The following is a 22,391-nucleotide window of genomic DNA, read 5'->3' as shown; positions in this document are numbered from 1 at the left end:
AGATCAGGGGGAGGCGACCAGCACGGCCACCGGGAACTCGGCGAACAGCGCCGACACCGCAATGGCCGACGTCGCGTCGACGGTAGCACTGGCCAGCACCGGGCGATACTGTGCCTGCGGCAGTGTCAGAACCGTGTTACGCCAATCGAACGGCGCCCGCAGCGGCGTGTCCGGCCGCAGCGCCTGTGCGGCCGCGCCCAGCCGCGGCACCGCCACCACCAGCGAGGCGCCCTCGTGTTCGCGCACGAAGCCGAGCACGTGTTGGGCCTGCGGGCCCTGCGCCTGCAGCGGCGTGTAGCTGCCGTGCGCGAACAGGTCCGGATGCGCGCGCCGCAGCTGCAGCAGCTGTGCGGTCAGCCACGCCTTGACGTGGCCGCTGTGCCAGTCCTGCAGCAGCGCGTCCGCGGCGGTGGCATCGCGCAGCCAGGCCTGGCGCAGCGCGTAGTCCACCGGGCGGCGGTTGTCCGGATCCACCAGCGACAGATCCCAGCCCTCGCTGCCCTGGTACAGGTCGGGCACGCCGGGCAGGGTCAGGCGCAGGGTGGTCTGCACCAGGCTGTTGAGCGCGCCGGCCGGGGCCAGCGCCGCGGCCGCCTGCGCCAGCGCCTCGCGCAGTGCGGCGCCGGCCGGCTGCAGCAGTGCGGCGTCGAGCAGCGCGCGCGCATTGCGCTCGTAGTCCTCGTCCGGCCAGGTCCAGTGGGTGCGCAGCTTGGCTTCGCGCGCGGCCTTGAGCTGCCAAGCGCCGATGCGCTCGGCGTAGTCGCGCAGGCCGTCGGCGTCGTCCACCGCCAGTTCCAGCGGCCACGCCGCCACCAGCATCTGCCACAGCATCAGCAGGTCGCCGGGTAGCGGCGCGGCGCTACCGGCCGGCAGCAGGTCGGCCGACAGCGCCTGGAACCGCCCCACCTGCGCCTCCCACCACCGCGCCTGCGCGCTGAGCACGGCCAGGCGCATGCGCACGTCTTCGCCGCGCTTGTGGTCGTGGGTGGCGGTGGCCAGCAGCGCGCGCGGATAGCGCTCCGCGCGCACGGCATTGGCCGCGTGGAACGCCTCCGGCGTCAGCGCGAACACGTCCGGCTCGCTGCCGACTTCGTTGCGCGAGAGCAGCACGCCGTGGCGGTAGAAGGAGGTGTCCTCCACCGACTTGGCGTTGAGCGGTGCCGACAGTTGTTCCAGGCGCCGGCGCACGATCCGCCGCAGCGCCACCTGCGCCTTGCCGGTGCCGCGGCCGTCGCGGCTCCAGCGCTCGATCGCATCGATCGCCGCGCACACCCGCGGCTCGGCGCCGACGCGCGCACGCTGCGCGGCCTGCGCCAGGCGCGCCGCGTCGTCGTCGTCCAGGCCATCGGGCCCGGCATAGGTGCGGTACACCTCGAAGTGCCGCAGCAAGGCCATCAGCCCGCGCGCCAGCATCTGCGGGCTGAACTCGCGGGTCAGCGGATCCAGGTGCGCGGCGGCGCCCAGCGCCTGCACGGTGCGCACGAACTCGGCCTGCAGCGAACCCTGCAGGATCTCGTCGCGCGCGGCGCGCTGCTCCTGGCCGAAGTCGCCACTGCGCCCGCTCCAGCGCCGCCACAGCGCGGTCAGCGGTTCGGCGCCGGCCGGGTCGTGCAGCACCGCGGCGACCTGGTCCATGAAGTCGTAGCCGGTGGTGCCGTCGCAGGGCCAGTCGCTGCGCAACTGCTCGTGCGGCGCCAGGATCTTTTCCAGATACAGGGCGATGCCGCCCGGGGCGATGCCGCGGCGGCGGCCGGCGCGGTCCAGTTGCGTGCGCAGCCGCTGCACGTAGCCGGTGGGATCGGCCAGGCCATCGACGTGGTCGACCCGAACGCCATCGAGATGGCCCTCGGCGACCAGCCGCAGCGGCAACTCGTGGACCGCGGCGAACACGTCGTTCTGCTCCACCCGCAACGCCGCCAGCGAGGTGATGTCGAAAAAGCGGCGGTAGTTGAGCATGTCGTTGCCGACCCGCCACCAGGCCAGGCGATAGCACTGGCGTTCGATCAGCCGGTGCAGGGCGTCGTCGCCCAGCCGCGCGGCGTCGTTGAGCCGGGCGGCCCAGGCCGGGCGCGCGCTGGCCGGTTCCTGGGCGATGGCGCCGTCCAGGCGGATCGGGAAGCGCTGGTCGTGGTGCAGCAGGACCACGCTGCCGTCCTCGGCCACCTGCAACTGCAGCGCGCCTTCGCTCAGCGCCTGCGCATAGGGGCGGTCCAGCACCGGCAACCACAGCTTGCCCTCGCGCCCGGGCGCGCGCCAGTCGATGTCGAACCAGCCGGCATGGCGGCTGCGCCGGCCATGGGTGAGCACGTCCCACCACCACGGATTGCTCGGGTGGGTGGCCATGTGGTTGGGCACGATGTCCAGGATCAGGCCCATGCCGTGGCTGCGCGCGCGCTCGGACAGGTGCAGCAGCGCCGGCTCGCCGCCGAGTTCGGGATTGACCTGGCGCGGGTCGGTGACGTCGTAGCCGTGGGTGGAACCGGGCACCGCGGTGCCGATCGGCGACAGATACAGGTGGCTGATGCCCAGCCCGGCGTAATACGGCACCTGTGCGGCGGCATCGAGCAGGGTGAAACCGGCATGCAGCTGCAGGCGGGCGGTGGCCCGCAGGGGAATCATGCGCATGCGTCGGCTCCTTGCGCGGCGGTGGCGGTGGATTGGCGGGTCTGGGCGAAGGCATCCAGGCGCGTGGCGAGGGTAGCCGCGGTCGCGGCGGCGTCGGGCGCGGGCAGGCGCCGGCGCCAGTTCGGGTGGCCGTCGACGGTGCCGGGCAGGTTGGGTTGCTGGTCCAGGCCCAGCGCGTCCTCGGCCGGCAGCAGGGCCAGCGGCGAGGGCGTGGCGGCGACGAAGCGCAGCGCGCCCAGTTCAGGGTCGGCGGCCTCGGCGGGCGGCAGCGCCGCGGCGACCGCCTGGTCCATGCGCGCGACATCGTCGGTGCGTGCCTGGTGGTCGGCATGTTGCTGCGCGGCGTCGCTCAACTGCAGGCGCCGGCGCCAGTCGATGTCCTCGCCGCGGCGCCAGCCGCGCAGGGTCGGCAGGTCGTGGGTGGTGGTGGTGGCGAGTGCGTCGGGGCGCCACTGCGCCGGCGGCAGGAACGCGCCGGCGCGGTCGCGGGTGAACAGCAGCACGTCGATGCCCATCACCCCGCGGCGCGACAGTTCCGCGCGGATGCCGTCCGGCACCACGCCCAGATCCTCGCCGATCACGATCGCGCGGTGCCGCCAGGATTCCAGCGCCAGCAGGCGCAGCAGGTCGTGCAGCGGATAGCGCAGGTACACGCCGGTGGAGGAGGGTGCGCCGCGCGGGATCACCCACAGCCGCAGCAGGCCGAGGATGTGGTCGATGCGCACGCCGCCGCGATCGCGCATCACCGCGCGCAGCAGTTCGATGAACGGCGCAAAGCCGGTGGCGCGCAGCGCGGTCGGCGCATAGCCGCAGATGCCCCAGGCCTGGCCGTCGCCGTTGAACGCGTCCGGCGGCGCGCCCAGTTCCAGCCCCTGCAGCAGCGCCTGCGGCCATGCCGCGGCCTCGGCGCCATGCGCGTCGAAGCCCACCGCCAGGTCGGCGATCAGGCCGATGCCCATGCCGTCGGCACGCGCCTGGCGCTGCACGTCGGCCCAACTGCGCGCGGCCAGCCACTGCGCGAACCGATGCAGGCCCGGATCGGCATCGCCGAAATCCTGCGCGGCGAACGCGGCATGCGCGTGCAGGGCGCTGCCGCCGTCGCGTTCGAACGCGGCCAGGTCGGCGTGCAGCGCGGCATCGGCCTGACCGAAGTCGGTATGCAGTTGCCGCAGCCACTGCCACTTCAAGCCAGCGGAGGCCGGCCAGTCGATCAGCGGGCGGGCCTGCGCCTCGGCGAAGGCCTGCACCAGCCCGGCCGCCTCCAGCGCGCGCTGCGCGGCGGCGGCACCGAGCACGCGCGCCGGCGCTGCCTGCAACGGATCGAGGAAGCGGCGGTCGCTGGGCGAGTAGGGGCTGTAGTGCGCACCGATCGGTCGCGCCGCATGCACCGGGCTCAGCGCGATGGCATCGCCGCCGGCCGCGGCGATACGCGCGGCCCAGGCGGCGGTGCCGTCGGCGTCGCCGATGCCGGCGTCGTAGCCGCCCGGCGCCGAGTACACCTGCAACGACAGGCCCCAGCGCCGCGGCTGCGCCGCGCCCACCGCGTCGGCGACGCCGTAGCAGCGTGGCGGCGCCACCGCCAGGGTGGTGCTGCGGTCGCCGTGCTGCAGGGTCCAGTAGCCGGCGGTATCGGGTGCGACCAGGCGGCCCTGCGCGTCGCAGTGGCCGTGCAGTGCGCGCCCGTCCTCGCTGTCGAGCCGGTACGCCGTGCCGGGGGCGGCGCCGATTTCGACCGGCACGTCGACGTCGGCAGTCAGCAGCGGCGGCAGCGCGGCATCGGCCTGCAGCCGGCGCAGGCTGTCGCGGCAGGCGGCGGCGTCGCGCGCGTCCAGGCCCAGTGCGCCGAGTACGTGGCGCAGGGTGTCGTCGGCGACCGTGCGCGGCGTATCGCCGGCATCGATCCAGTCGACCAGCAGGCCGGCGGCGTCGGCCAGGGTGTGCAGGGAAGTGTCGGTCATGGGCAGGGCAAACCGGGCAGCAAGGCGAAAGAGGGATCCGCCGCGGTCCCGCCCGCGCGCGACGGCGGCGCGTGCGCGGCGGTGGGCAGCGAACGAGGCGGCCAGCGTGCCGGGGACGCTGTCGCGATGGCGTCGCGACAGCGGGTGCTCATGCGGCGTTGCCGGGCCGGTAGCGCGCGACGAAGGCGTTGGGCGGCAACTGCGCGGCGTCGTCGCCGGCGTTCTCCGCATGCACGGTGCTGCCGGGCAGGTCCAGCGCCACCGGCGCGTCGCCGAAGTTGGCGGCCACGTGCCATTCGCCGTCGCCCAGGCGCCAGCCCGCCGCGATCGCCTTCGGGCCGATCACCCGCGCCCCCAGCGCGCTGGCCTGGCTGAGCGCCGGCACCAGGTACTGGCGCCGCAACGCCATCAACGCCGCGAACCAGTCGCGCCAGCGCGCACCGTCGCCGTGGGTGGCGTCGCTGATGTCGGCGATGGACGCGTGGAAGGTGCCAGGTGCGTTGGGATCGGGAATGGTGGCGCGCTGTTCCGGGTCGGCGAAGGCGGCGAAGTGCGCGAACTCACGGCGCCGGCCCTCGCGCACCGCCTCGTCCAGCGGCGGCGCGAAATCGGTGAAGAACTGGAACGGGGTCCGGCTGCCCCACGGCTCGCCCATGAAGAACAGCGGGATCATCGGGGTCAGCGCGGTCAGCGTCAGCGCCGCGCGCAGCGCCGGTTCGCTCACCTGGGTGATCAGCCGGTCGCCGCGGGCGCGGTTGCCGATCTGGTCGTGGTTCTGCGCGAAGATCACGAACTTGTGCGGCGGCAGGTGGCCGCTGGGCTCGCCGCGCGCATGCCCGCGGTGGTCGGCCTCGCCCTGGAAGGCGAAGCCTTCGCCGAGCACCCGCGCCAGGTGCTGCGCCGGCGCGTCGGCGAAGCCGGCGTAGTAGCCCTCGTGTTCGCCGGTCAGCAGCACGTGCAGGCTGTTGTGGAAGTCGTCGTCCCACTGCGCGCTGTAGCCGCGCTCCAGCACGTCGGCCTGGTTGGCCTCGTTCTCCAGCACCAGGTGCACGTGGCGCCCGTCGGCCACGCTGGCCGTGATCGCCTCGCGCAGGGTGTCGAGGAAGGCGTTGGGCACGATCGCGTGCACCGCGTCCAGGCGCAGGCCGTCGAAGCGGTACTCGTGCAGCCACATCAGCGCGTTGTCGATGAAGTAGCGCTGCACCGGCGCCAGGCGGAAGTCGATCGCCGCGCCCCAGGGCGTCGGCGCGTCCTCGCGGAAGAAGGTCGAGGCGTACTGGCCCAGGTAATTGCCGTCCGGGCCGAAGTGGTTGTAGACCACGTCCAGGAACACGCTCAGGCCCAGGCCGTGGGCCTCGTCGATCAGTGCCTTGAGTTCGTCGGGATGGCCGTAGGCCGAGGCCGGCGCGTACGGCAGCACGCCGTCGTAGCCCCAGTTGTGGCGGCCGGGGAATTCGGCCAGCGGCATCAGTTCGATCGCGGTGACGCCGAGCGCGACCAGGGTCGGCAGCTGCGCGCGCAACCCGGCGTAGCCGCCGCAGGTGCCCACGTGCAGTTCGTAGAACACCGTCTCGGCCCAGGGCCGGCCGCGCCAGTCGCCGTGGCGCCAGGCGTAACCGTCGGTGGCCAGCACCGCGCTGGCGCCGTGCACGCCGTCCGGCTGCCAGCGCGAGGCCGGGTCCGGCACCGGCGTGCCGCCGTCGATGGCGTAGCGGTAGCGGGTGCCGGGTGCGCACGCCAGGGTGGCGGCGAAATAGCCGTCGCCGATCGCCTGCAGCGGCTGCCGCCGATCGTCGCCGAACACCAGCTCCACGCGCTCGGCATCCGGCGCCCACAGCGCGAAGGCGACCTCGCCGTTGGCGCCCGGCCAGGCGCCGGGGCGCAGCGCCGCGCGCGGGGCGGCAGGGGAGTCGGTCGAGACAGCGGTCGTGGCCATGGTCAAAGGTCCGGTTGCAGCCAAAGGGTGGACAGCGGCGGCAGGGTCAGCGCCAGCGATTGCGCATGCCCGTGCATCGGCTGCGGCAGGGTCGACAGCACACCGCCGTTGCCCTGGTTGGAACCGCCGTAATAGCCGCTGTCGCTGTTGAGAATCTCGCGCCAGCGTCCGCCACGCGGCACCCCCACGCGGTAATCGTGGTGGACGGTCGGCGTGAAGTTGCTCACCGCCAGCAGCGGCGGCGTATCGTCATCGCGATCGTGGCGGACGAAGGCGAACACGCTGTTGTGGTGATCGTCGGCGATGCTCCATTCGAAGCCGTCGCTGCTGCGGTCGCTGCGGTACAGCGCCGGCAACGCACGCAACTGCCGGTTGAGGTCGGCGACCAGTCGCGCGACGCCGCGGTGCTCGGGCTGCTGCGCCTGCACCCAGTCCAGCGGCCGGTCGTGGTCCCAGTCCTGCCACTGCCCGAACTCGCAGCCCATGAACAGCAGTTTGCGTCCGGGATGCGCCCACATGAAGGCCAGGTAGGCGCGCAGGTTGGCGAAGCGCTGCCAGGCGTCGCCGGGCATGCGCGCCAGCAGCGAGCCCTTGCCGCGCGCCACCTCGTCGTGCGACAGCGGCAGCACGAAATGCTCGGAGAACGCGTACACCAGGCCGAAGCTCATCTCGCTGTGGTGGTGCTGCCGGTGCAGCGGATCGCGCTGCAGGTAGCGCAGGGTGTCGTGCGCCCAGCCCATGTTCCACTTGTGGCTGAAGCCCAGGCCGCCCTGCGCCGTGGGCGCGGTCGCACCCGGCCACGCGGTGGATTCCTCGGCGATGGTGCGCACGCCCGGGAAGCGCTGCGCGATCTCGTCGTTGAGCCGGCGCAGGAAGGCGATCGCCTCCAGGTTCTCGCGGCCGCCATGGGCGTTGGGAATCCACTCGCCGGCGTTGCGGCCGTAGTCGCGGTACAGCATCGCCGCCACCGCATCCACGCGCAGGCCGTCGACGTGGAAGCGCTCGATCCACTCCAGCGCGCTGCCGATCAGGTAAGCCACCACTTCCGGGCGGCCGTAGTTGTAGACCAGCGTATTCCACTCGCGGTGCAGGCCTTCGCGCGGGTCGGCGTGTTCGTACAGGGCGCTGCCGTCGAAGCGCTGCAGGCCGTGCGCATCGTCGGGGAAGTGCGCGCCGACCCAATCCAGCAACACGCCGATGCCAGCCTGGTGACAGGCATCGACGAAGCGCGCGAAGCCGTCGGCGTCGCCATGGCGCGCGGTGGGGGCGTACAGGCCCAGCGGTTGGTAGCCCCAGGAGCCGCCGAACGGGTACTCGGCGATCGGCAGCAGCTCGATGTGAGTGAAGCCGAGCCCGCGCACGTAGGGGATCAGTTCGGCGGCCAGCGCATCCCAGTGCAGCGGCTGGCCGTTGCCGTCGTGGCGCCAGGAGCCGGCATGCAGCTCGTAGACGCTCAGCGGCTGCGCGCTGCCGGCCTGGGCCTCGCGCTGCGCAAGCCAGGCCGCATCGCCCCAGGCATGGCTGTCGGCGTACGGCACCACCGAGGCGGTGGACGGCGCCAGGGCGCTGCAGCGCGCCACCGGATCGGCCTTGCGCGGCAGCACGCTGCCGTCGGCGGCCTGCAATTCGTATTGATAGTGTTCGCCGCCGTGCAGCCCGGGCACGAACAGTTCCCAGACCCCGGCGTCCGGGTGAAAGCGCAGTGGATGCCGGCGCGCGTCCCAATGGTTGAAGTCGCCGACCAGCGCCACCCGCCTGGCCTGCGGCGCCCACACCGCGAAGCGCACGCCCTCCACCTCGCCGACGCGGGCGTGATGCGCGCCGAGCGCGGTACGCAGGGCGGCGCCGTCGCCGGCGGCCAGATCCTGCAGCCAGGCCGGATCGAGCATCGGCTCGAAGGCATAGGGGTCGTCGCATTCCTGCACCGCGTCCGGCCACACGATGCGCAGCCGGTAGGGCGTGGGCTGCTTCAGCTCGCCCTCGAACAGGCCATCGGCCTGCGGGTGGGTACGCATCCGCGCAATCAGCTTGCCCTGCGCATCGAGCAGGCCCAGCGCCTCGGCGCCGGGCGCCAGCACACGCACCCGCACCGTGCCGTCGGCCTGTGGATGCGGGCCAAGCCAGGCGAACGCATCGATCGCCTCGCCGCGTGCCAGTGCCTGCAGGGCAAGGCCGTCGCCGTCGTCCTCCGTGTCCGCCGCCGGGTCCCCGCCGGCGGCCGGGTCCACGGCGTGTTCCCGATCGCTCATGCGGCGGCCATGGCACTCGCGGTGGCCGACACCGTGGCGCTGGCCGCGGCCGGGATGTTGCCGACGGTCGTGGCGGCAGTGCGCTCGTACAGCGCCATGTACTTGCGCCCGGCCAGCTCCCAGCCGCTGGGCCGCAGCATCGCCGCGCGACGCATCGCCTGCAGCAGACCCGGCAGGCGGAAGGTGCGGAACACCCGTTGCAGGCAGCGGCGCAGGCCGTCGGCCGAGGCTTCCTCGAACAGGAAGCCGGTGACGCCGTCGTCCACCGTGTCGATCAGGCCGCCGGTGGCGTGGGCGATCGGCAGGCTGCCGAAGCGCTGCGCGTACATCTGGCTCAGCCCGCAGGGCTCGAAGCGCGAGGGCATCAGCAGGAAGTCGGAGCCGGCGAACATGCGCCGCGCCAGCGGCTCTTCGAAGCCGATGTGCGCGCCGACATGGCCGGGGTAACGCCGCGCCAGCGCCGCCACCGCCTGCTCGATCTGCGGCTCGCCGCCGCCGATGATCACGATCTGTCCGCCGGCGGCGACGATCTGCGGCGCCACCTCGCAGATCAGGTCCAGGCCCTTCTGGTGCACCAGCCGCGAGACCACCGCGAACAGCGGACCGTCGCTGTCGAGCAGGCCGAACGCCTGGCGCACCTGCGCCGCGTTCTCGCGCTTGCCCTGGATCTGGCCGACACCGAAGTGCGCCGGCAGGTGCGTGTCGGTGCGCGGGTCCCAACTGGCGTCGATGCCGTTGACGATCCCGCTGAGGCGGCCGCTGGCGGCGCGCCGCGCCAGCAGCGCGTCCAGGCCGCAGCCCTGCGCCGGGCCGGTGATCTGCGCCGCGTAGCTGACGCTGACCGTGTTCACATGGTCGGCGTGGACGATGCCGGCACGCAGGAACGACATCTGCCCGTAGAACTCCAGGTCCTGCAGGCCCTCGGCGGGGATGCCCAGGGCACCGGCCATCGCATACGGAAACAGCCCCTGGTAGGCGAGGTTGTGGATGGTCAGCAGGCAAGGCGTGCGGCCGCCGGACCAGCGCACGTAGGCCGCGGCCAGCGCACACGGCCAGTCGTTGAGGTGCAGCAGCTCCGGCGTCCAGTCCAGCCCGGCCTGACCGCCGGCGATCTGCGCGGCAGCGTGGGACAGGGTGGCGAAGCGCAGCGCGTTGTCTTCCCAGTCGCGGCCTTCGCTGCACACGTACGGCGAACCCTGTCGCTCGAACAGCTGCGGGCACAGCAGCACGTAGACGCACAGACCATCCGGACGCTCGGCCCGGCCCAGCGCGCAATCCGGCAGCCCGGCATGTGCGGCGATGCGGCCGACGATCTCCAGCGGCCCGGTCGTGCGCAGCACCGCCGGGTAGCCCGGGATCAGCACGCGGATGTCGCAGCTGCCGCGCAGCGCGCGCGGCAAGGCCGCGGCCACGTCGCCCAGGCCGCCGGCCTTGATGAAGTCGGCCATCTCGGAGGTCACGAACAGGCTGGTCCGGCGCGGCGCCGGGTGCAGCTTGACGGTCACCTCGGCATTGCGGACGAAGCGGCCGCGCGCATCGCGGTAGCGGCGGCGCGGCGCATGCAGCACCGGATGGGTATCGCGTTGTCTGTCGGTCAGGTCGGCGGGAGTGGGGGGCGACATGGCGGTTCCGTCTGGGAAGGGGGAGGACGGGGCACACGAAAATCGGAAAGCGACTGCCGGCGCGCGTCCTGGCGGGCGCGCGACGTGAAGCGAAGGAAGAGGCACGGCAGCGTCGAAACGGAACGGCGATGTTGCAGTGCGATAATGCACGAGCAAAGTACAAATGGCGCGATAAAAGAGGCGTGAAGCGCGCGCTTGTCTACGGCGAAATGGAGAGTGCGGCGCATAGTGGATTTGCCGAAGGTCAGACGCCGCAAGCATGGATCGCGTTGCACGTGCGAATGAATCGTTTAGCTTCCGTTGCCGACACGTGCCGCGCTCCCGTGCGACCGTGGTCGCCACCTCCGTTGTGCGAGCTTCATGCGGTCTATGGTGCAGTGTGCTCATGACAGTCTTGAAACCGCAGATGCGCCGCGAGATGGACGGCTTCGTCCTCGACGGGCTGCTGCGTGCGTGCCCGGATGGCGTGCTCGAGCCGCAGATCTGCATCAGTGGCCACGATGGGGCGGTGCTCGGCCGGCATGCGTTCGACGGCGTGTATTTCCGCGATGCCAACGCTGGGGCCTATTTCGTCGCCGAGCGCCTGGCCGCGATCCGTTCGGCACGGTACGGAAAGCTGGTCTTCGCCTGAGTTCGCTGGCCGGCCATCTGCCGGGTGCGATTGCCGCGGAGAAGCGGCGTGGGGTGGCGCCCCGCTCAGGCTCCGGTCTGCAGACGATCCAGGGCCGCCAGCAGATCGGTGCGGCGGTAAGGTTTCGGCAGAAAGCCGGTGTGCTCCGGCAGCATCCATGGTTCCGGTGCGTGCATGCCGGAGGTCAGCAGGGCCGGGGTGACGATGCCGCGGCGGCGCAACTGGCGCACCATGCTCAAGCCGTCGCAGCGCGGCATCTGCACATCGCTGAAGATCAACGCCACGTCCGGATGCCGTTCCAGCACCGCCAGTGCTTCCTGCGCGGTCGCCGCCGACAGGACCCGGTATCCATCGGCGGCCAGCATGGCGGCGGCCAACTCCCGGATCGTCTGGTCGTCCTCCACCAGAAGAATGGTGGTGGAGGCGGAGGTGACGCGCATAATGCAGGGATCGCTTTAATAAATAATCCACTGCAGCTTCACGATTCGTCGGTGAAGCGCTGGTGACGTCCCGCAAATCCCGATATTCTCGACCTTACTTACTGCGAGACGCAGCTTGACCACGCACGCCCACTATCGGCAGATCGTCGAGCTCTCCCACGACTGCATCAAGGAAGTCGGCCGCGACGGCGTCGTGCGCTCGATCAATCCCCACGGGTTGGCCCTGCTCGGCGTGTCCGACCCCGCCGACGTCGTCGGCCACAACTGGGTCGAGCTGTGGCCCGAGGACATGCGCTCGCTGACCCAGGGCGCCTTTGCTGCGGCGTTGGGCAACGAGCAGCGTGAATTCTGGGCGGAGCGCCCCTCGCTGGATGGACGGCGGCGCTGGTGGCACGTGATGGTCAGTCCGCTGGCCAACGCCTCGGCGCGGGTGGAAAGCGTGCTGGTGATCAGCCGCGACGTCACCCAGCAACACCAGGTCGAACAGGCCCTGCGCGCGCTGGGTCACCTCGCCCCGATCGAGGGCCGGGGCGACACGATGGACGCCGACGATGCCGCTGCGCTGGGCCGTCGCTGGCAGACCGAGCAGTCGCAGCTGCGCGGGCAACTGGACATCGCCCTGGCCGCGCAGCGCGTGGCCGAGCGCGCGATGACCCAGGCGCAGAAGGGCGAGGCGGTGGGGCAGATGCTTGCCGGCGTGGTCCACGACTTCAACAACATGCTGCATACCGCGATCACCTCGGTGAGCATGGTCGCCGACCATCCGCAGCGCCTGCAGCCGGACCAGCAACGGCTGCTCGCCATCGCCAACGAGGCCTTGCAGCACGGCGCGGGCATGACCCGGCGCCTGCTCGGCTTCGCCCGCGCGCACCCGGTCAAGCCGATCTGGCTGGACCTGAACGCGCTGGTGACGCAGATGCAGCCGTTGTTGGCGCAGGCGCTGGGCGGCGAGATGCGCCTGCAATTGCTTGCATGCGCCGAGGTGGCGACGACCTATGCCGACCGCAACGCGGTCGAGCAGGCGGTACTGAATCTGGCGTTGAACGCGCGCGACGCCAGCCGCCCCGGCGATGCGGTGACGATCCGCTGCGGCGCGCTGGAGGTGCCGCCGTCGCGCGCGGCGGCGATGCGCCAGCCCGGCCGCTACGTGACCCTGGCGGTCAGCGACCAGGGCGAGGGCATGTCCGATGCGGTCAAGTCGCGCCTGTTCGAGGCGTACTTCACCACCAAACCCGAGGGCAAGGGCACCGGCCTGGGGCTGGCCCAGGTCTACGGTCTGGTCCGCCAGGCCGGCGGCTTCGTCGACGTGGAATCGGAACTGGGACGCGGCACCACCATCACCCTGGCGTTCCCGTTCGTGGCGCGGCCGCTCGGCGACGAGGGCGAGGGCGCCGACCCGATGCCGGTGCCGACGGCGGAGTAACCACGCTCATCCGCCTGCGCGCACCGGCAGCCGGTCGCTGATGCGCACCGCGAAGGCCTCGCGCAGCACCTGCAGCGCCCGTTGCTGGCGCCCCGCATCCAGCGCCGCGCAGCACGAGGGCGGCACCTGCACCTGGAAATCGCGCATGCGCGCATCGATCGCGGTCGCCAGCACGCAGGCGTCGGTGGCGATGCCGGTGACCAGCAGGCGGGTGGTCTGCAGTCGCGCCAGCAGCAGGGCCAGGGCCGAACCGAGGAAGGCGGAGTGCTTGGGCTTGAGCACGTAATAGTCCTGCGGGCGCGGCGCCAGGCAGGCGGCAATGCGTGCGCCGCGCTGCTTCGGGTCGGCGCACAGGGTCCACAGACCTTCGAAATCGGTCCGCCAGTCGGCGAAGTTGTCGTTGGCGAACAGCACCGGCCAGCCGCGGCGATGGAAGCGCGCGCGGAGCTGGGCGATGCGCTCGGCCACCGGGAGTGCGGCCTCCGCCAGCCGTGCGCCGTCCGGGAAGTCGAAACGGCTGATCATGTCCACGATCAGCAGCGCCGGCGCCCCGTGCGGCGTCGCGGGTTGCCGCTGGGTGCGTGTGCGTCGCCGGGCGGGCTGGCGCATGCGTCGATCCTCCATTGCCGGACTGGCTTCATGGTCGGCGCGACGGGTGAAACGCGGGTGAGCGCAGGTGACGGCGGCATGGCTGAACGGATCGGCCGGCGCCACCTCGGCGGCGCCGCTGGCCACCTTCGCGAAAGCTTACTATTTAGGGTTTACATTGACTGGCGTCCTTGCCCGTCGACAGGAGAGCACGTGGTACCAACTGGCGAACACAACCAGGCGCGCGTGGCCGCGGCGGCATCCGCCGTGCCGTCCGCCCGCGGCACTTCCCGAGGGCGCTGCGGCGCCGGACGCGGTCGGCGGATCGCATGAGCACGGTCGCCCCCACACCGGCCGTGCACGTCGATGCTCCCCTGGATGCCGGCCACGCGGTCCTGCCGCCCGAGGCGCCGCTGGCCATGCCGCTGCAGTCGCTGCAGGAAGGCAAACTGCGCAACACGCGCCTGCCCAGCACCCCGGTCGGGATCGGCTGGCGGCGCTTCTACGTGTTCGGCACCACCGCGGCGATGACCGCCTACGCCAGTTGGCTGATCGGCAAGGTCTTGGTGATCGGCGGCGTGAGCGTGCTCGAAGCCTGTCTGATGGTGCTGTTCATCCCGTTGTTCGCCTGGATCGCGCTGTCGTTCGTGAGCGCGCTGGCCGGCTTCTTCACTCTGGTGTTCGGCAAGGGCCGCAAGCTCGGCATCGATCCGGACGCGCCGCTGCCGCAGGTGCGCAACCGCACCGCGCTGCTGATGCCCACCTACAACGAGGATCCGCACCGGCTGATGGCCGGCCTGCAGGCGATCTACGAATCGGTGGCGGCCACCGGCCAGATCGAGCGCTTCGATTTCTTCATCCTCAGCGACACCACGCGCCCGGCCATCGGCGCGGAAGAAGAGAAGGTGTACGCCGAGCTGGTGGAGCGCGTCGGCGGCCAAGGCCGCTTGTTCTACCGGCGCCGCGCCAGCAATGCCGGGCGCAAGGCCGGCAACATCGCCGACTGGGTACGCCGCTTCGGCGGCGCCTATCCGCAGATGCTGATCCTGGACGCCGACAGCCTGATGACCGGCGACAGCATCGTGCGCCTGGCTGCCGGCATGGAGGCCAACCCCGACGTCGGCCTGATCCAGACCCTGCCGGAAGTGGTCAACGGCAACACCCTGTTCGCGCGCATGCAGCAGTTCGGCGGCCGCGTCTACGGCCCGGTGATCGCCTTCGGCGTGGCCTGGTGGCATGGGGCGGAAAGCAACTACTGGGGTCACAACGCGATGATCCGCACCGAGGCCTTCGCCGCGCAGGCGGGCCTGCCGTCGCTGCCCGGGCGCAAGCCGTTCTGCGGCCACGTGCTCAGCCACGACTTCGTCGAGGCGGCGCTGATGCGCCGCGGGGGCTGGGCGATGCACATGGTGCCGTACCTGCAGGGCAGCTACGAGGAAGGCCCGCCGACGCTGACCGACCTGCTGGTGCGCGACCGCCGCTGGTGCCAGGGCAACCTGCAGCACTCCAAGGTGGTGCGCGCGCGCGGCCTGCACTGGGTCAGCCGCATGCACATGCTGATCGGCATCGGCCATTACTTCACCGCACCGATGTGGGGCATGCTGATGCTGATCGGCATCGCCATTCCGCTGCAGAACGGCGGTTTCGACCTGGTCGCCTCGGTGATCTCGCCGTTCTCGCCGGCGCGCTACTGGCACCAGCAGGACTCCACGCGGGTGGCCTGGGTATTCGCGGTGACCATGTTCGTGCTGCTGGCGCCGAAGGTGATGGGCTACTTCGCGATGCTGCTCAAGCCCGGCGAACGCCGCGGCTGCGGTGGCGGGCTGCGCGCTTTCGCCAGCATGCTGCTGGAGACCCTGCTGGCCGCGCTGATGGCGCCGGTGGTGATGTACGTGCAGTCGCGCGGCGTGGCCGAGGTGCTGGCCGGCAAGGACTCGGGCTGGGACGCGCAGCAGCGCGACGATGGGCGCATTTCGTGGTCGGCGCTGTTGCGCAGCTACGGCGGACTGAGTGCGTTCGGCCTGCTGATGGGCGGCATGGCCTATGCCGTGTCGCCGTCGCTGGCGGCATGGATGGCGCCGGTGGTGATCGGCATGGCGCTGGCGGTGCCGGTGGTGGCGATCAGTTCCTCACGCGCCGCCGGCCTGTGGCTGCGCAAGCTGCGCATCCTCGCCATTCCCGAGGAGTCGCAACCGCCGGCAGTGCTGCTGCGCGCCGCCGAACTGCGCCGCGAGGCCGCCGCACGCCGTGCCGAGGCCGAGGCGCAGGCCGGGGGCTGAGGCCGGCATACTATCCGGCCTCATTCATCGGGAACCGACATGCTGGAGACAGTGGAACACGAGACCGGCGCCGCGCCGCGCTGGACCGTCCTGTGGCTGCACGGCCTGGGCGCCGACGGCAACGACTTCGCGCCGCTGGTGCCGGAACTGGTGCGGCCGCACTGGCCGGCGCTGCGCTTCGTGTTCCCGCACGCGCCGGTGCGGCCTGTGACGGTCAACAACGGCGTGCGCATGCGCGCCTGGTACGACATCGTCAGCATGGACTTCTCCAACCGCGCCGACAGTGCCGGCGTCGCCGAATCGGTGGCGCAGGTCGAGGAACTGATCGCGCGCGAGGACGCGCGCGGCGTGCCGGCCGAGCGCCTGCTGCTGGCCGGCTTTTCCCAGGGCGGCGCGATCACCCTGGCCGCCGGCCTGCGCCGCGAACGGCCGCTGGCCGGCCTGATCGGGCTGTCCACCTACCTGCCGGAACTGGAGAGCGTCGCCAACTGGCACGTCCCGGCGGCCCTGCGGCAACCGCTGTTCATGGCGCATGGCCAGGGCGACCCGGTGATCCCGCAGACGTACGCCGAGCGTACCGCGCAGACCCTGCAGGCGCTGGGCATGCCGGTGCAGTGGCGACGCTATCCGATGGCGCACCAGGTCTGCGCCGAGGAAATCGCCGACCTGGGCGACTGGATGGACGCCTGCCTCGCCGGCAGCTGATTGCAGCGGCCGCATGGCGGCATGGTGCGATGCCGATGGCGGGCGCCCGGAACCAGGGCTAGTATCGGCCGCAGCGCACGCCAGTCGAGTGAGGGAGACCTGGGTGAAGGTGCTGATCGCCGACGACGAACCCCTGGCGCGCGAACGCCTGCGCACGCTGCTGGCCGCGCATGCCGGCGTGGAAGTGGTGGCCGAAGCCGACAACGGCATGGACGCGCTGCACGCCTGCGCCGCGGCGCAGCCGGACCTGGTGCTGCTGGACATCGCCATGCCCGGGCTCGACGGCCTGGAGGCCGCGCGCCATCTGGCCACCTTCGAACCGCGCCCGGCCGTGGTGTTCTGTACCGCCTACGACGCGCATGCGCTGTCCGCGTTCGAGGCGGCGGCGATCGACTACCTGATGAAGCCGGTGCGCGCCGAGCGCCTGGCCGCGGCCCTGCAGCGCGCCCGTACCTTCATGGCCGGACGCGGCAACGGCGACGCCGCGGCGCCGGCCCCGCAGCGCCGTACCCACCTGTGCGCGCGCCTGCGCGGCAGCCTGCGGCTGATCCCGGTCGACGACATCCACTACCTGCAGGCCGAGGAAAAGTACGTGGTCGTGCACCACGCGCGCGGCGAGGACCTGATCGAGGAATCGCTGCGCGCGCTGGAGGAGGAATTCGCCGAGCGCTTCGTGCGCATCCACCGCAACTGCCTGGTCGCGCGCCACGAACTGGTGGAACTGCGCCGGCTCGGCGAGGGCCAGGTGCAGGCGGTGCTGCGCCATGGCAAGCAGCCGCTGGAGGTCAGCCGGCGCTGCGTGGCGCAGCTGCGCAAGGAAATCCACCAGCGCTGACGCCGCCCGGGCCGCCCGCGTGCAGCGGCGGACGGCGGCTTTCCGCGATAATGCGCGCATGAAGATCCTGCGCATCGCTACCCGCAAGAGTCCGCTCGCCCTGTGGCAGAGCGAGCATGTCGCCGCCTGCCTGCGCCGCGCGCACCCGCACCTGGACGTGGTGCTGGTGCCGATGAGCACCCGCGGCGACGAAGTCCTGGACCGCTCGCTGGCGGCGATCGGCGGAAAGGGCCTGTTCCTGAAGGAACTGGAGCTGGCGATGCTGCGCGGCGAGGCCGATTGCGCGGTGCATTCGCTCAAGGACGTGCCGATGGAGCTGGATCCGCCGTTCGTGCTGCCGGCGATCCTGCCGCGCGCCGATCCGGCCGATGCGCTGATCTCCAACCTCTACGCCTCGCTGGACGCGCTGCCGCTCGGCGCGCGCGTCGGCACCTCCTCGCTGCGGCGGCAGGCGCAACTGCGCGCGCGGCGCCCGGACCTGGAACTGCTGGACCTGCGCGGCAACGTCAACACGCGCCTGGCCAAGCTCGACAACGGCGGCTACGACGGCATCGTGCTGGCCTGCGCCGGCCTGCAGCGGTTGGGCCTGGAGGGGCGCATCACCCAGCGCCTGCAGGCGCCGGACTGGCTGCCGGCCCCGGCGCAGGGCGCCATCGCGGTGGAATGCCGCGAGGACGCCAGCGACGCGCTGGCATTGTTCGCCGCGCTGGACGACGCCCCGACCCGCACCTGCGTGGAGGCCGAGCGGGCGATGAACCGCGCCCTGCACGGCAGTTGCCACGTGCCGGTGGCGGCCTTCGCGCAATGGCGCGGCGAGGACCTGCTGTTGCAGGGCCTGGTCGGCGGCGTCGCCGACGGGCGCCTGGTGCGCGCCGACCTGCAGCGCAGTGCGCAGGATCCGCAGGCGCTGGGCCAGGCCGTGGCCGAGGCCCTGCTGGGTGCCGGCGCTCGCGAACTGCTGGATGTCGACCTGCCGGCCTGAGGGCGTGCGCAGTCCGCGCCAGCGACGGTGGGGGGGCACCTGTCATGCAGCCGCGACAAGCGAAGCCGAAAGCGGATTGACACCCTCCGTCGTCGGGACTGAAGTCCCTCCCACAGTGCAGATCCCGGCAGTGCCGGTTGCGCGCGTGGGGGAGCGGCTGCAGCCGCGATAGGCGTTACCGGGAAAGCCTGCCGCGCCTGACGCCGCTCCTGCAGGTGAGGTGCATTGGTCCCTGCGCGCCAACGCCATTGCGTGCCGTGCTGGCGGGGCGCGGCTGCAGCGGTTCCTGCGAGAAGCGAATCAACGGTTCAGCCCTGCGGCGTCGCGAGGCGACGCGCCGCCTTTCCCCAATCCCGACTCCCGACTCCCAATCCCGGCTCACTTGAACTTGTAGACCAGGTTCATCGTGGTCAAGGTATCGGTCTTCTTCTTGTCGTCGCTGACGTCGCTGTTGTAGCGCGCCTGCCAGCCGGCCTTCAGCGCCAGACGCTCGTTCATGCTCACCGAGATGCCCAGGTCGTTCTGCGCGAAGGTGTTGTACGCGCCGGATTCGACCAGCAGGGTGTTGCCCAGTTCGGTGTTGCTGGTCAGGCCGTACTTGAAGTCGACCAGGCCGCGGCCGATCAGGCCGGTTTCGGTGCGGTCCTCGACCACGTCGTGGGCGCGGCGCACGCCGGGACCGATCTGCACGTCGATGCTGCGGCGGTCGCCGTCCATGATCCGGGTGCCGTAGCCGATGCCGATCGTGGCCAGGCGGTCGTAGGTGGCGAAGTCGTCGCGCTCGTAGCGCAACGAGGCGGTCAGCTGGCGGTGCTCGCCGAGCTGCAGCGCGCTGCCGGCGCTGCCGGTGTAGCGGTTGGAGGTGGTCTGGCGCTTGCGCGAGGTGGTGCCGTCCGGATTGGTGTCGGTGTACTCGGCGCTGGCGTGCAGGGCGAGCAGGTCCAGGCTGTGGATCCAGTCGCCGTCCACGTACTGGCCCTTGAGCCGGCCGTTGAGGCTTTCGTTGGTGCTGTTGCCGTGCGAGGAGGCGAAGCCCAGTTCGCCCGATCCGCTCCACGGCGAACTGGCCGGGTCCGTGGCTGTCGGTGAGGTGGCGACGTCGGCGGCCCAGGCCGGGGACGTGCTCAGCAGCAACAAAGCGATGGCGGATACGAGGGTGGCACGGCGGGACATGGCTTCTCCGGGGATGAGGACGCAGCCTTCGGCTAACGAAATGGAAACGATTTCATCATACCGGATCCACATGACACCCTGGCCGGCCCCGGACGCCGGCTTCATCGGCGGTTCGGGCGCGCAGCCGGCTGCCGCGCCAGGCAGGCGTTTTCCGCCGTCGACTCAGACATAATCGGGGCCATGGACCGCTACGAACGCATCAACGCACTGCACCGCCTGCTCAAGTCCGCACGCTACCCGGTGACGGTGGCGCGGCTGCAGGACGAACTGGGTTGCTCCCGCGCCACCGTCTACCGCGATCTGGCCTTCCTGCGCGATGCGCTGATGGCGCCGGTGGAGGGCGACGGCGAGGCCGGCTTCCGCTACGAGTCGGGGGAGAGCGACCGTTTCGAGCTGCCGGGCCTGTGGCTGAGTTCGGAAGAGCTGCACGCGCTGCTGGCCTCGCAGCAACTGCTGGCGCGCACCGGCGGCGGGGTGCTGTCCTCGGTGCTGGCGCCGCTGCAGCAGCGCATCGAAAGCCTGCTCGCCGCCCAGGCCGGGGCGACCCATTGGCCGGTGGAGCGGGTGCGGGTGATCCCGCACCGCGGCCGCAAGCTCGACGAAGCCAGTTTCCGCACCGTCGCCTCGGCGGTGCTGGAGCGCAAGCGCCTGTCCTTCGACTACCGCGCCCGCTCCACCGACGAATCGACCAAGCGCACGGTGTCGCCGCAGCGCATCACCCACTACCGCGACAACTGGTACCTGGACGCCTGGGACCATGGCCGCGACGCGGTGCGCAGCTTCGCGGTGGACCGCATCAACCACGCGCGCCTGCTCGACCAGCCGGCGCAGGACGTGGCCGACGCCGAACTGGATTCGCAGCTGGCGGCCAGCTACGGCATCTTCTCCGGCGCGCCCAAGGGCTGGGCCACCATCGTGTTCAGCCCCAAGGCCGCGCGCTGGGTCGCCGACGAGCACTGGCATTCCAAGCAGCAGGGCCGGTTCCTGGCCGATGGCCGCTACGAACTGAAGGTGCCCTACAGCGTCTCGCGCGAACTGCTGATGGACGTGCTGCACTACGGCTCGGATGCGGAGATCGTCGAGCCGCGCTCGCTGCGCGAGCAGGCCAAGGCGCTGCTGTCGCTGGCGCTGAGCAATTACAGCGACGACTGAGGCGTCGCCGCGCGCGCTGCGATAGCCCGCGTGGGAGCTGCTCCAGCCGCGACCGCGGCTTTACCGCCAATGCGTGTCGCAGCCTGGAGGTCGACGCCTACGCCGCATCCAGCGGCGCGCCGCCGCCGAGGATCACGCCGATGTTGCGCTCGATCCAGTCCACCAGCGCGTGCACATGCGCCGCGGCTTCCTCGCCGAGCGGGGTCAGGTCGTACTCCACGTGCGGCGGCACCACCGGGTAGGCGGTGCGCTGCACCAGGCCGTCCGCTTCCAGCGCCTGCAGGGTCTGCGACAGCATCTTTTCGCTGACTCCTTCCAGGCTGCGGCGCAGATCGCCGAAGCGATGGGTGCCCTTGCGCAGCGCCACCAGCACCAGCACGCCCCAGCGGCTGGTGACGTGGCTGAGCACGGCCCGGGACGGGCAGTTCTGCGCGAACACCTGGCCGCGCAGCTGGGTCGTGTCCGCGCAGCCGCGCGGTGCTTCGTCGAGAGGTTCGGAGAGGACGCTGGCCAAGCGGTGCACCTGTCTGTGGGGGAGGGCGCCCCGATCATACGGGTCGCGCCGGGTGCTTCGCTGAGCGAAGGATGATCGTGGTGCCGGTGCAGACCACGCGCGGTGCGGCGGCGTGGCGGCGTTGGATGGTCGCAGTAAGGGGCCTGATGTGGCCCGAACGGCACACGGGCGCGCGGCGCGCGCCGGCCCAGCGCAATGCGGATCGGGTCGTCCGCGTCGCAGCCGGCTGCGACGGGAACCGCTTCAGGGCTTGTTCGGCACTTCGAAGCCGAGCTTGCCGACCTGGTCGCGGCGCTGCGCCACGCGCTTGAGCTTGTCGATGTTGACCCCGTACTGGTGGTCCAGCTTGTCGACCAGTTCGCGGTACTGCTTGTGGCTCATGTTCGGTGAGCGCGCGAACACCCAGGCCAGATCGCGGCCCGGATAGTCGATCAGCGCCCAGGAATAGTCCGGCGCCACTTCCAGGATGCGGTACTTGGTGGGCACCATTCTGAAGAACCAGGTGGTCCAGCGGCGGTTGCCGGTGCCTTCCTTGACCGTAGCGCGCGAGTTGAGCTCCTTGACCGGCTCGTCGAAGCCGTTGCGGTACTCGTAGCGCACCGCGATCTTGCCGTCTTCCTGGAGGGTGTACTCGTCGCTGCTGGCGACGTGGCCGCGCTCGGCGAAGTACGGGATGTGGGCGATCACGTACCAGCGGCCCATGAAGCGCTGCAGGTCGATCGGCGGCTGCGCAGGCTCCTGCTCCGGGTCCGGCGCCTTGGCCCGGGCCGTCGGCAACGGGACGGCCATGCCCAGCAGCAGCACGGAAGCGAACAGGGAGAGCAGGCGCATAGGAGATTCCGGGGCGAAGGGCGAACGCCGGTGAAGTATGCGCGTGCGCCATGTCAATGGTGCGTCGCAGCCCCTGAGATGTCGCGGCGGCAACCTGCGCGCCTCGACTTCCAGGAGCCGCCGTCATGCCGATCGTTCCGTCCTCCCCGCGCACCCACGTCCCGCACCCGGGCCTGCGCCGCCTGCTGCGCCAGGCGATCCTGGCCGGGCTGGCCCTGGTCCTGGTATGGCCGGCCGCGCGCGGCCACAGCGAGTGGCTGGGCTGGCGGCCGCTGTGGTTGCTGGGCATGCCGCTGAGCGCCTGGTGGGCCTTGCACCGCTTCCCGCTGCCGCCGTTGCGGCGCCTGTGGGGACAGTGGCGGGCACGCCCGCGGGTGCAGGCGCGGCGGCGCCGGCCGGCGCTGCGGACCGCACGCCCGGCCTGACCTTCGGCAGGGGAGGGCGGCGA

Annotated in this window: 18 protein-coding genes; 8 read left to right on the top strand and 10 right to left on the bottom strand. The window is 71.5% G+C overall.

Annotated elements, in window-relative coordinates; all coding sequences use genetic code 11:
- Positions 1-3: 3 nt before the first annotated feature.
- The 5 genes from treY to glgA form a co-directional block, all read right to left on the bottom strand.
- Positions 4-2,619 carry a malto-oligosyltrehalose synthase gene (gene treY / locus SLW55_RS15930; protein ID WP_320745468.1) on the bottom strand — a complete coding sequence of 872 codons (2,616 nt, stop codon included), beginning with the start codon at positions 2,617-2,619 and terminating at the stop codon, positions 4-6.
- Complete coding sequence (malQ, locus tag SLW55_RS15925; protein WP_152235626.1) at positions 2,616-4,583, bottom strand: 4-alpha-glucanotransferase; 1,968 nt, start codon at positions 4,581-4,583, stop codon at positions 2,616-2,618. The genes treY and malQ overlap by 4 nt, the downstream gene beginning before the upstream one ends.
- A 148-nt stretch (positions 4,584-4,731) precedes the next feature.
- Positions 4,732-6,519, bottom strand: a complete 1,788-nt coding sequence (gene treZ / locus SLW55_RS15920) for a malto-oligosyltrehalose trehalohydrolase (protein WP_193312530.1) — start codon at positions 6,517-6,519, stop codon at positions 4,732-4,734.
- A 2-nt stretch (positions 6,520-6,521) separates the two neighbouring features.
- Positions 6,522-8,684, bottom strand: coding sequence for a 1,4-alpha-glucan branching protein GlgB (glgB, locus tag SLW55_RS15915; RefSeq protein WP_320745467.1), 2,163 nt, complete (start codon positions 8,682-8,684; stop codon positions 6,522-6,524).
- Between the two features lie 80 nt (positions 8,685-8,764).
- Positions 8,765-10,390 carry a glycogen synthase GlgA gene (gene glgA, locus SLW55_RS15910; protein ID WP_295934052.1) on the bottom strand — a complete coding sequence of 542 codons (1,626 nt, stop codon included), beginning with the start codon at positions 10,388-10,390 and terminating at the stop codon, positions 8,765-8,767.
- 406 nt (positions 10,391-10,796) lie between these two features.
- Between glgA and SLW55_RS15905 the strand changes: the two genes are divergently transcribed.
- Positions 10,797-11,021 carry a hypothetical protein gene (locus SLW55_RS15905; RefSeq protein WP_320745383.1) on the top strand — a complete coding sequence of 75 codons (225 nt, stop codon included), beginning with the start codon at positions 10,797-10,799 and terminating at the stop codon, positions 11,019-11,021.
- Positions 11,022-11,086: 65 nt separating this feature from the next.
- On the opposite strand, the gene SLW55_RS15900 is transcribed toward SLW55_RS15905, so the two are convergent.
- Entirely contained in the window at positions 11,087-11,461 is a 375-nt protein-coding gene (locus SLW55_RS15900; RefSeq protein ID WP_017907677.1) for a response regulator, read from the bottom strand.
- 115 nt (positions 11,462-11,576) lie between these two features.
- Between SLW55_RS15900 and SLW55_RS15895 the strand changes: the two genes are divergently transcribed.
- Complete coding sequence (locus tag SLW55_RS15895; protein WP_152235622.1) at positions 11,577-12,884, top strand: ATP-binding protein; 1,308 nt, start codon at positions 11,577-11,579, stop codon at positions 12,882-12,884.
- Positions 12,885-12,890: 6 nt separating this feature from the next.
- Here the strand turns inward: SLW55_RS15895 and SLW55_RS15890 are convergent, their stop codons facing one another.
- Positions 12,891-13,493 carry an isochorismatase family cysteine hydrolase gene (locus SLW55_RS15890; RefSeq protein WP_320745382.1) on the bottom strand — a complete coding sequence of 201 codons (603 nt, stop codon included), beginning with the start codon at positions 13,491-13,493 and terminating at the stop codon, positions 12,891-12,893.
- 308 nt (positions 13,494-13,801) lie between these two features.
- Here SLW55_RS15890 and mdoH point away from each other — a divergent pair, with 308 nt between their 5' ends.
- The 4 genes from mdoH to hemC all read left to right on the top strand — a co-directional run bounded on the left by mdoH (position 13,802) and on the right by hemC (position 18,273).
- Positions 13,802-15,751 (top strand): glucans biosynthesis glucosyltransferase MdoH, encoded by a 1,950-nt coding sequence (gene mdoH / locus SLW55_RS15885; RefSeq protein WP_191091353.1) that lies wholly within the window; start codon positions 13,802-13,804, stop codon positions 15,749-15,751.
- A 39-nt stretch (positions 15,752-15,790) separates the two neighbouring features.
- A complete protein-coding gene (locus tag SLW55_RS15880; RefSeq protein WP_017907673.1) occupies positions 15,791-16,456 on the top strand; it encodes an alpha/beta hydrolase in 666 nt (221 codons plus the stop codon).
- A gap of 88 nt (positions 16,457-16,544) precedes the next feature.
- A complete protein-coding gene (locus tag SLW55_RS15875; RefSeq protein WP_193312529.1) occupies positions 16,545-17,291 on the top strand; it encodes a LytTR family DNA-binding domain-containing protein in 747 nt (248 codons plus the stop codon).
- A 58-nt stretch (positions 17,292-17,349) separates the two neighbouring features.
- Positions 17,350-18,273, top strand: a complete 924-nt coding sequence (gene hemC / locus SLW55_RS15870) for a hydroxymethylbilane synthase (protein WP_320745381.1) — start codon at positions 17,350-17,352, stop codon at positions 18,271-18,273.
- Between the two features lie 378 nt (positions 18,274-18,651).
- On the opposite strand, the gene SLW55_RS15865 is transcribed toward hemC, so the two are convergent.
- Positions 18,652-19,446, bottom strand: a complete 795-nt coding sequence (locus tag SLW55_RS15865) for a DUF481 domain-containing protein (protein ID WP_017907670.1) — start codon at positions 19,444-19,446, stop codon at positions 18,652-18,654.
- A gap of 180 nt (positions 19,447-19,626) precedes the next feature.
- On the opposite strand from SLW55_RS15865, the gene SLW55_RS15860 reads away from it, so the two are divergent.
- The gene (locus tag SLW55_RS15860) at positions 19,627-20,598 is read left to right on the top strand and encodes a YafY family protein (RefSeq protein ID WP_010341069.1); all 972 of its coding nucleotides are present in this window, start codon (positions 19,627-19,629) and stop codon (positions 20,596-20,598) included.
- A 97-nt stretch (positions 20,599-20,695) separates the two neighbouring features.
- On the opposite strand, the gene SLW55_RS15855 is transcribed toward SLW55_RS15860, so the two are convergent.
- Together SLW55_RS15855 and SLW55_RS15850 are read right to left on the bottom strand one after the other, a co-directional pair.
- Positions 20,696-21,112, bottom strand: a complete 417-nt coding sequence (locus SLW55_RS15855) for a helix-turn-helix domain-containing protein (protein WP_043094676.1) — start codon at positions 21,110-21,112, stop codon at positions 20,696-20,698.
- A gap of 243 nt (positions 21,113-21,355) precedes the next feature.
- A complete protein-coding gene (locus SLW55_RS15850; protein ID WP_267084229.1) occupies positions 21,356-21,901 on the bottom strand; it encodes a lipocalin family protein in 546 nt (181 codons plus the stop codon).
- 167 nt (positions 21,902-22,068) lie between these two features.
- Here SLW55_RS15850 and SLW55_RS15845 point away from each other — a divergent pair, with 167 nt between their 5' ends.
- The gene (locus SLW55_RS15845) at positions 22,069-22,368 is read left to right on the top strand and encodes a hypothetical protein (RefSeq protein WP_267084164.1); all 300 of its coding nucleotides are present in this window, start codon (positions 22,069-22,071) and stop codon (positions 22,366-22,368) included.
- Positions 22,369-22,391: the final 23 nt, after the last annotated feature.

The sequence above is a fragment of the Xanthomonas sp. LF06-19 genome, from assembly GCF_034105425.1.
GTDB lineage: Bacteria > Pseudomonadota > Gammaproteobacteria > Xanthomonadales > Xanthomonadaceae > Xanthomonas_A > Xanthomonas_A sontii.
Note: the sequence above shows the minus strand (reverse complement) of the source record. Positions and strands in the feature narration are given on the sequence as shown.

Bases quoted from the DNA above. Each gene is read 5' to 3' on its own strand.
- SLW55_RS15890 (WP_320745382.1), bottom strand. From the start codon at position 13,493: ATGCGCCAGCCCGCCCGGCGACGCACACGCACCCAGCGGCAACCCGCG.
- SLW55_RS15905 (WP_320745383.1), top strand. From the start codon at position 10,797: ATGCGCCGCGAGATGGACGGCTTCGTCCTCGACGGGCTGCTGCGTGCG.
- hemC (WP_320745381.1), top strand. From the start codon at position 17,350: ATGAAGATCCTGCGCATCGCTACCCGCAAGAGTCCGCTCGCCCTGTGG.
- glgA (WP_295934052.1), bottom strand. From the start codon at position 10,390: ATGTCGCCCCCCACTCCCGCCGACCTGACCGACAGACAACGCGATACC.
- malQ (WP_152235626.1), bottom strand. From the start codon at position 4,583: ATGACCGACACTTCCCTGCACACCCTGGCCGACGCCGCCGGCCTGCTG.
- SLW55_RS15880 (WP_017907673.1), top strand. From the start codon at position 15,791: ATGCTGGAGACAGTGGAACACGAGACCGGCGCCGCGCCGCGCTGGACC.
- SLW55_RS15860 (WP_010341069.1), top strand. From the start codon at position 19,627: ATGGACCGCTACGAACGCATCAACGCACTGCACCGCCTGCTCAAGTCC.
- treY (WP_320745468.1), bottom strand. From the start codon at position 2,619: ATGATTCCCCTGCGGGCCACCGCCCGCCTGCAGCTGCATGCCGGTTTC.
- SLW55_RS15900 (WP_017907677.1), bottom strand. From the start codon at position 11,461: ATGCGCGTCACCTCCGCCTCCACCACCATTCTTCTGGTGGAGGACGAC.
- treZ (WP_193312530.1), bottom strand. From the start codon at position 6,519: ATGGCCACGACCGCTGTCTCGACCGACTCCCCTGCCGCCCCGCGCGCG.
- SLW55_RS15850 (WP_267084229.1), bottom strand. From the start codon at position 21,901: ATGGCCGTCCCGTTGCCGACGGCCCGGGCCAAGGCGCCGGACCCGGAG.
- SLW55_RS15845 (WP_267084164.1), top strand. From the start codon at position 22,069: ATGCCGATCGTTCCGTCCTCCCCGCGCACCCACGTCCCGCACCCGGGC.
- SLW55_RS15865 (WP_017907670.1), bottom strand. From the start codon at position 19,446: ATGTCCCGCCGTGCCACCCTCGTATCCGCCATCGCTTTGTTGCTGCTG.
- mdoH (WP_191091353.1), top strand. From the start codon at position 13,802: ATGAGCACGGTCGCCCCCACACCGGCCGTGCACGTCGATGCTCCCCTG.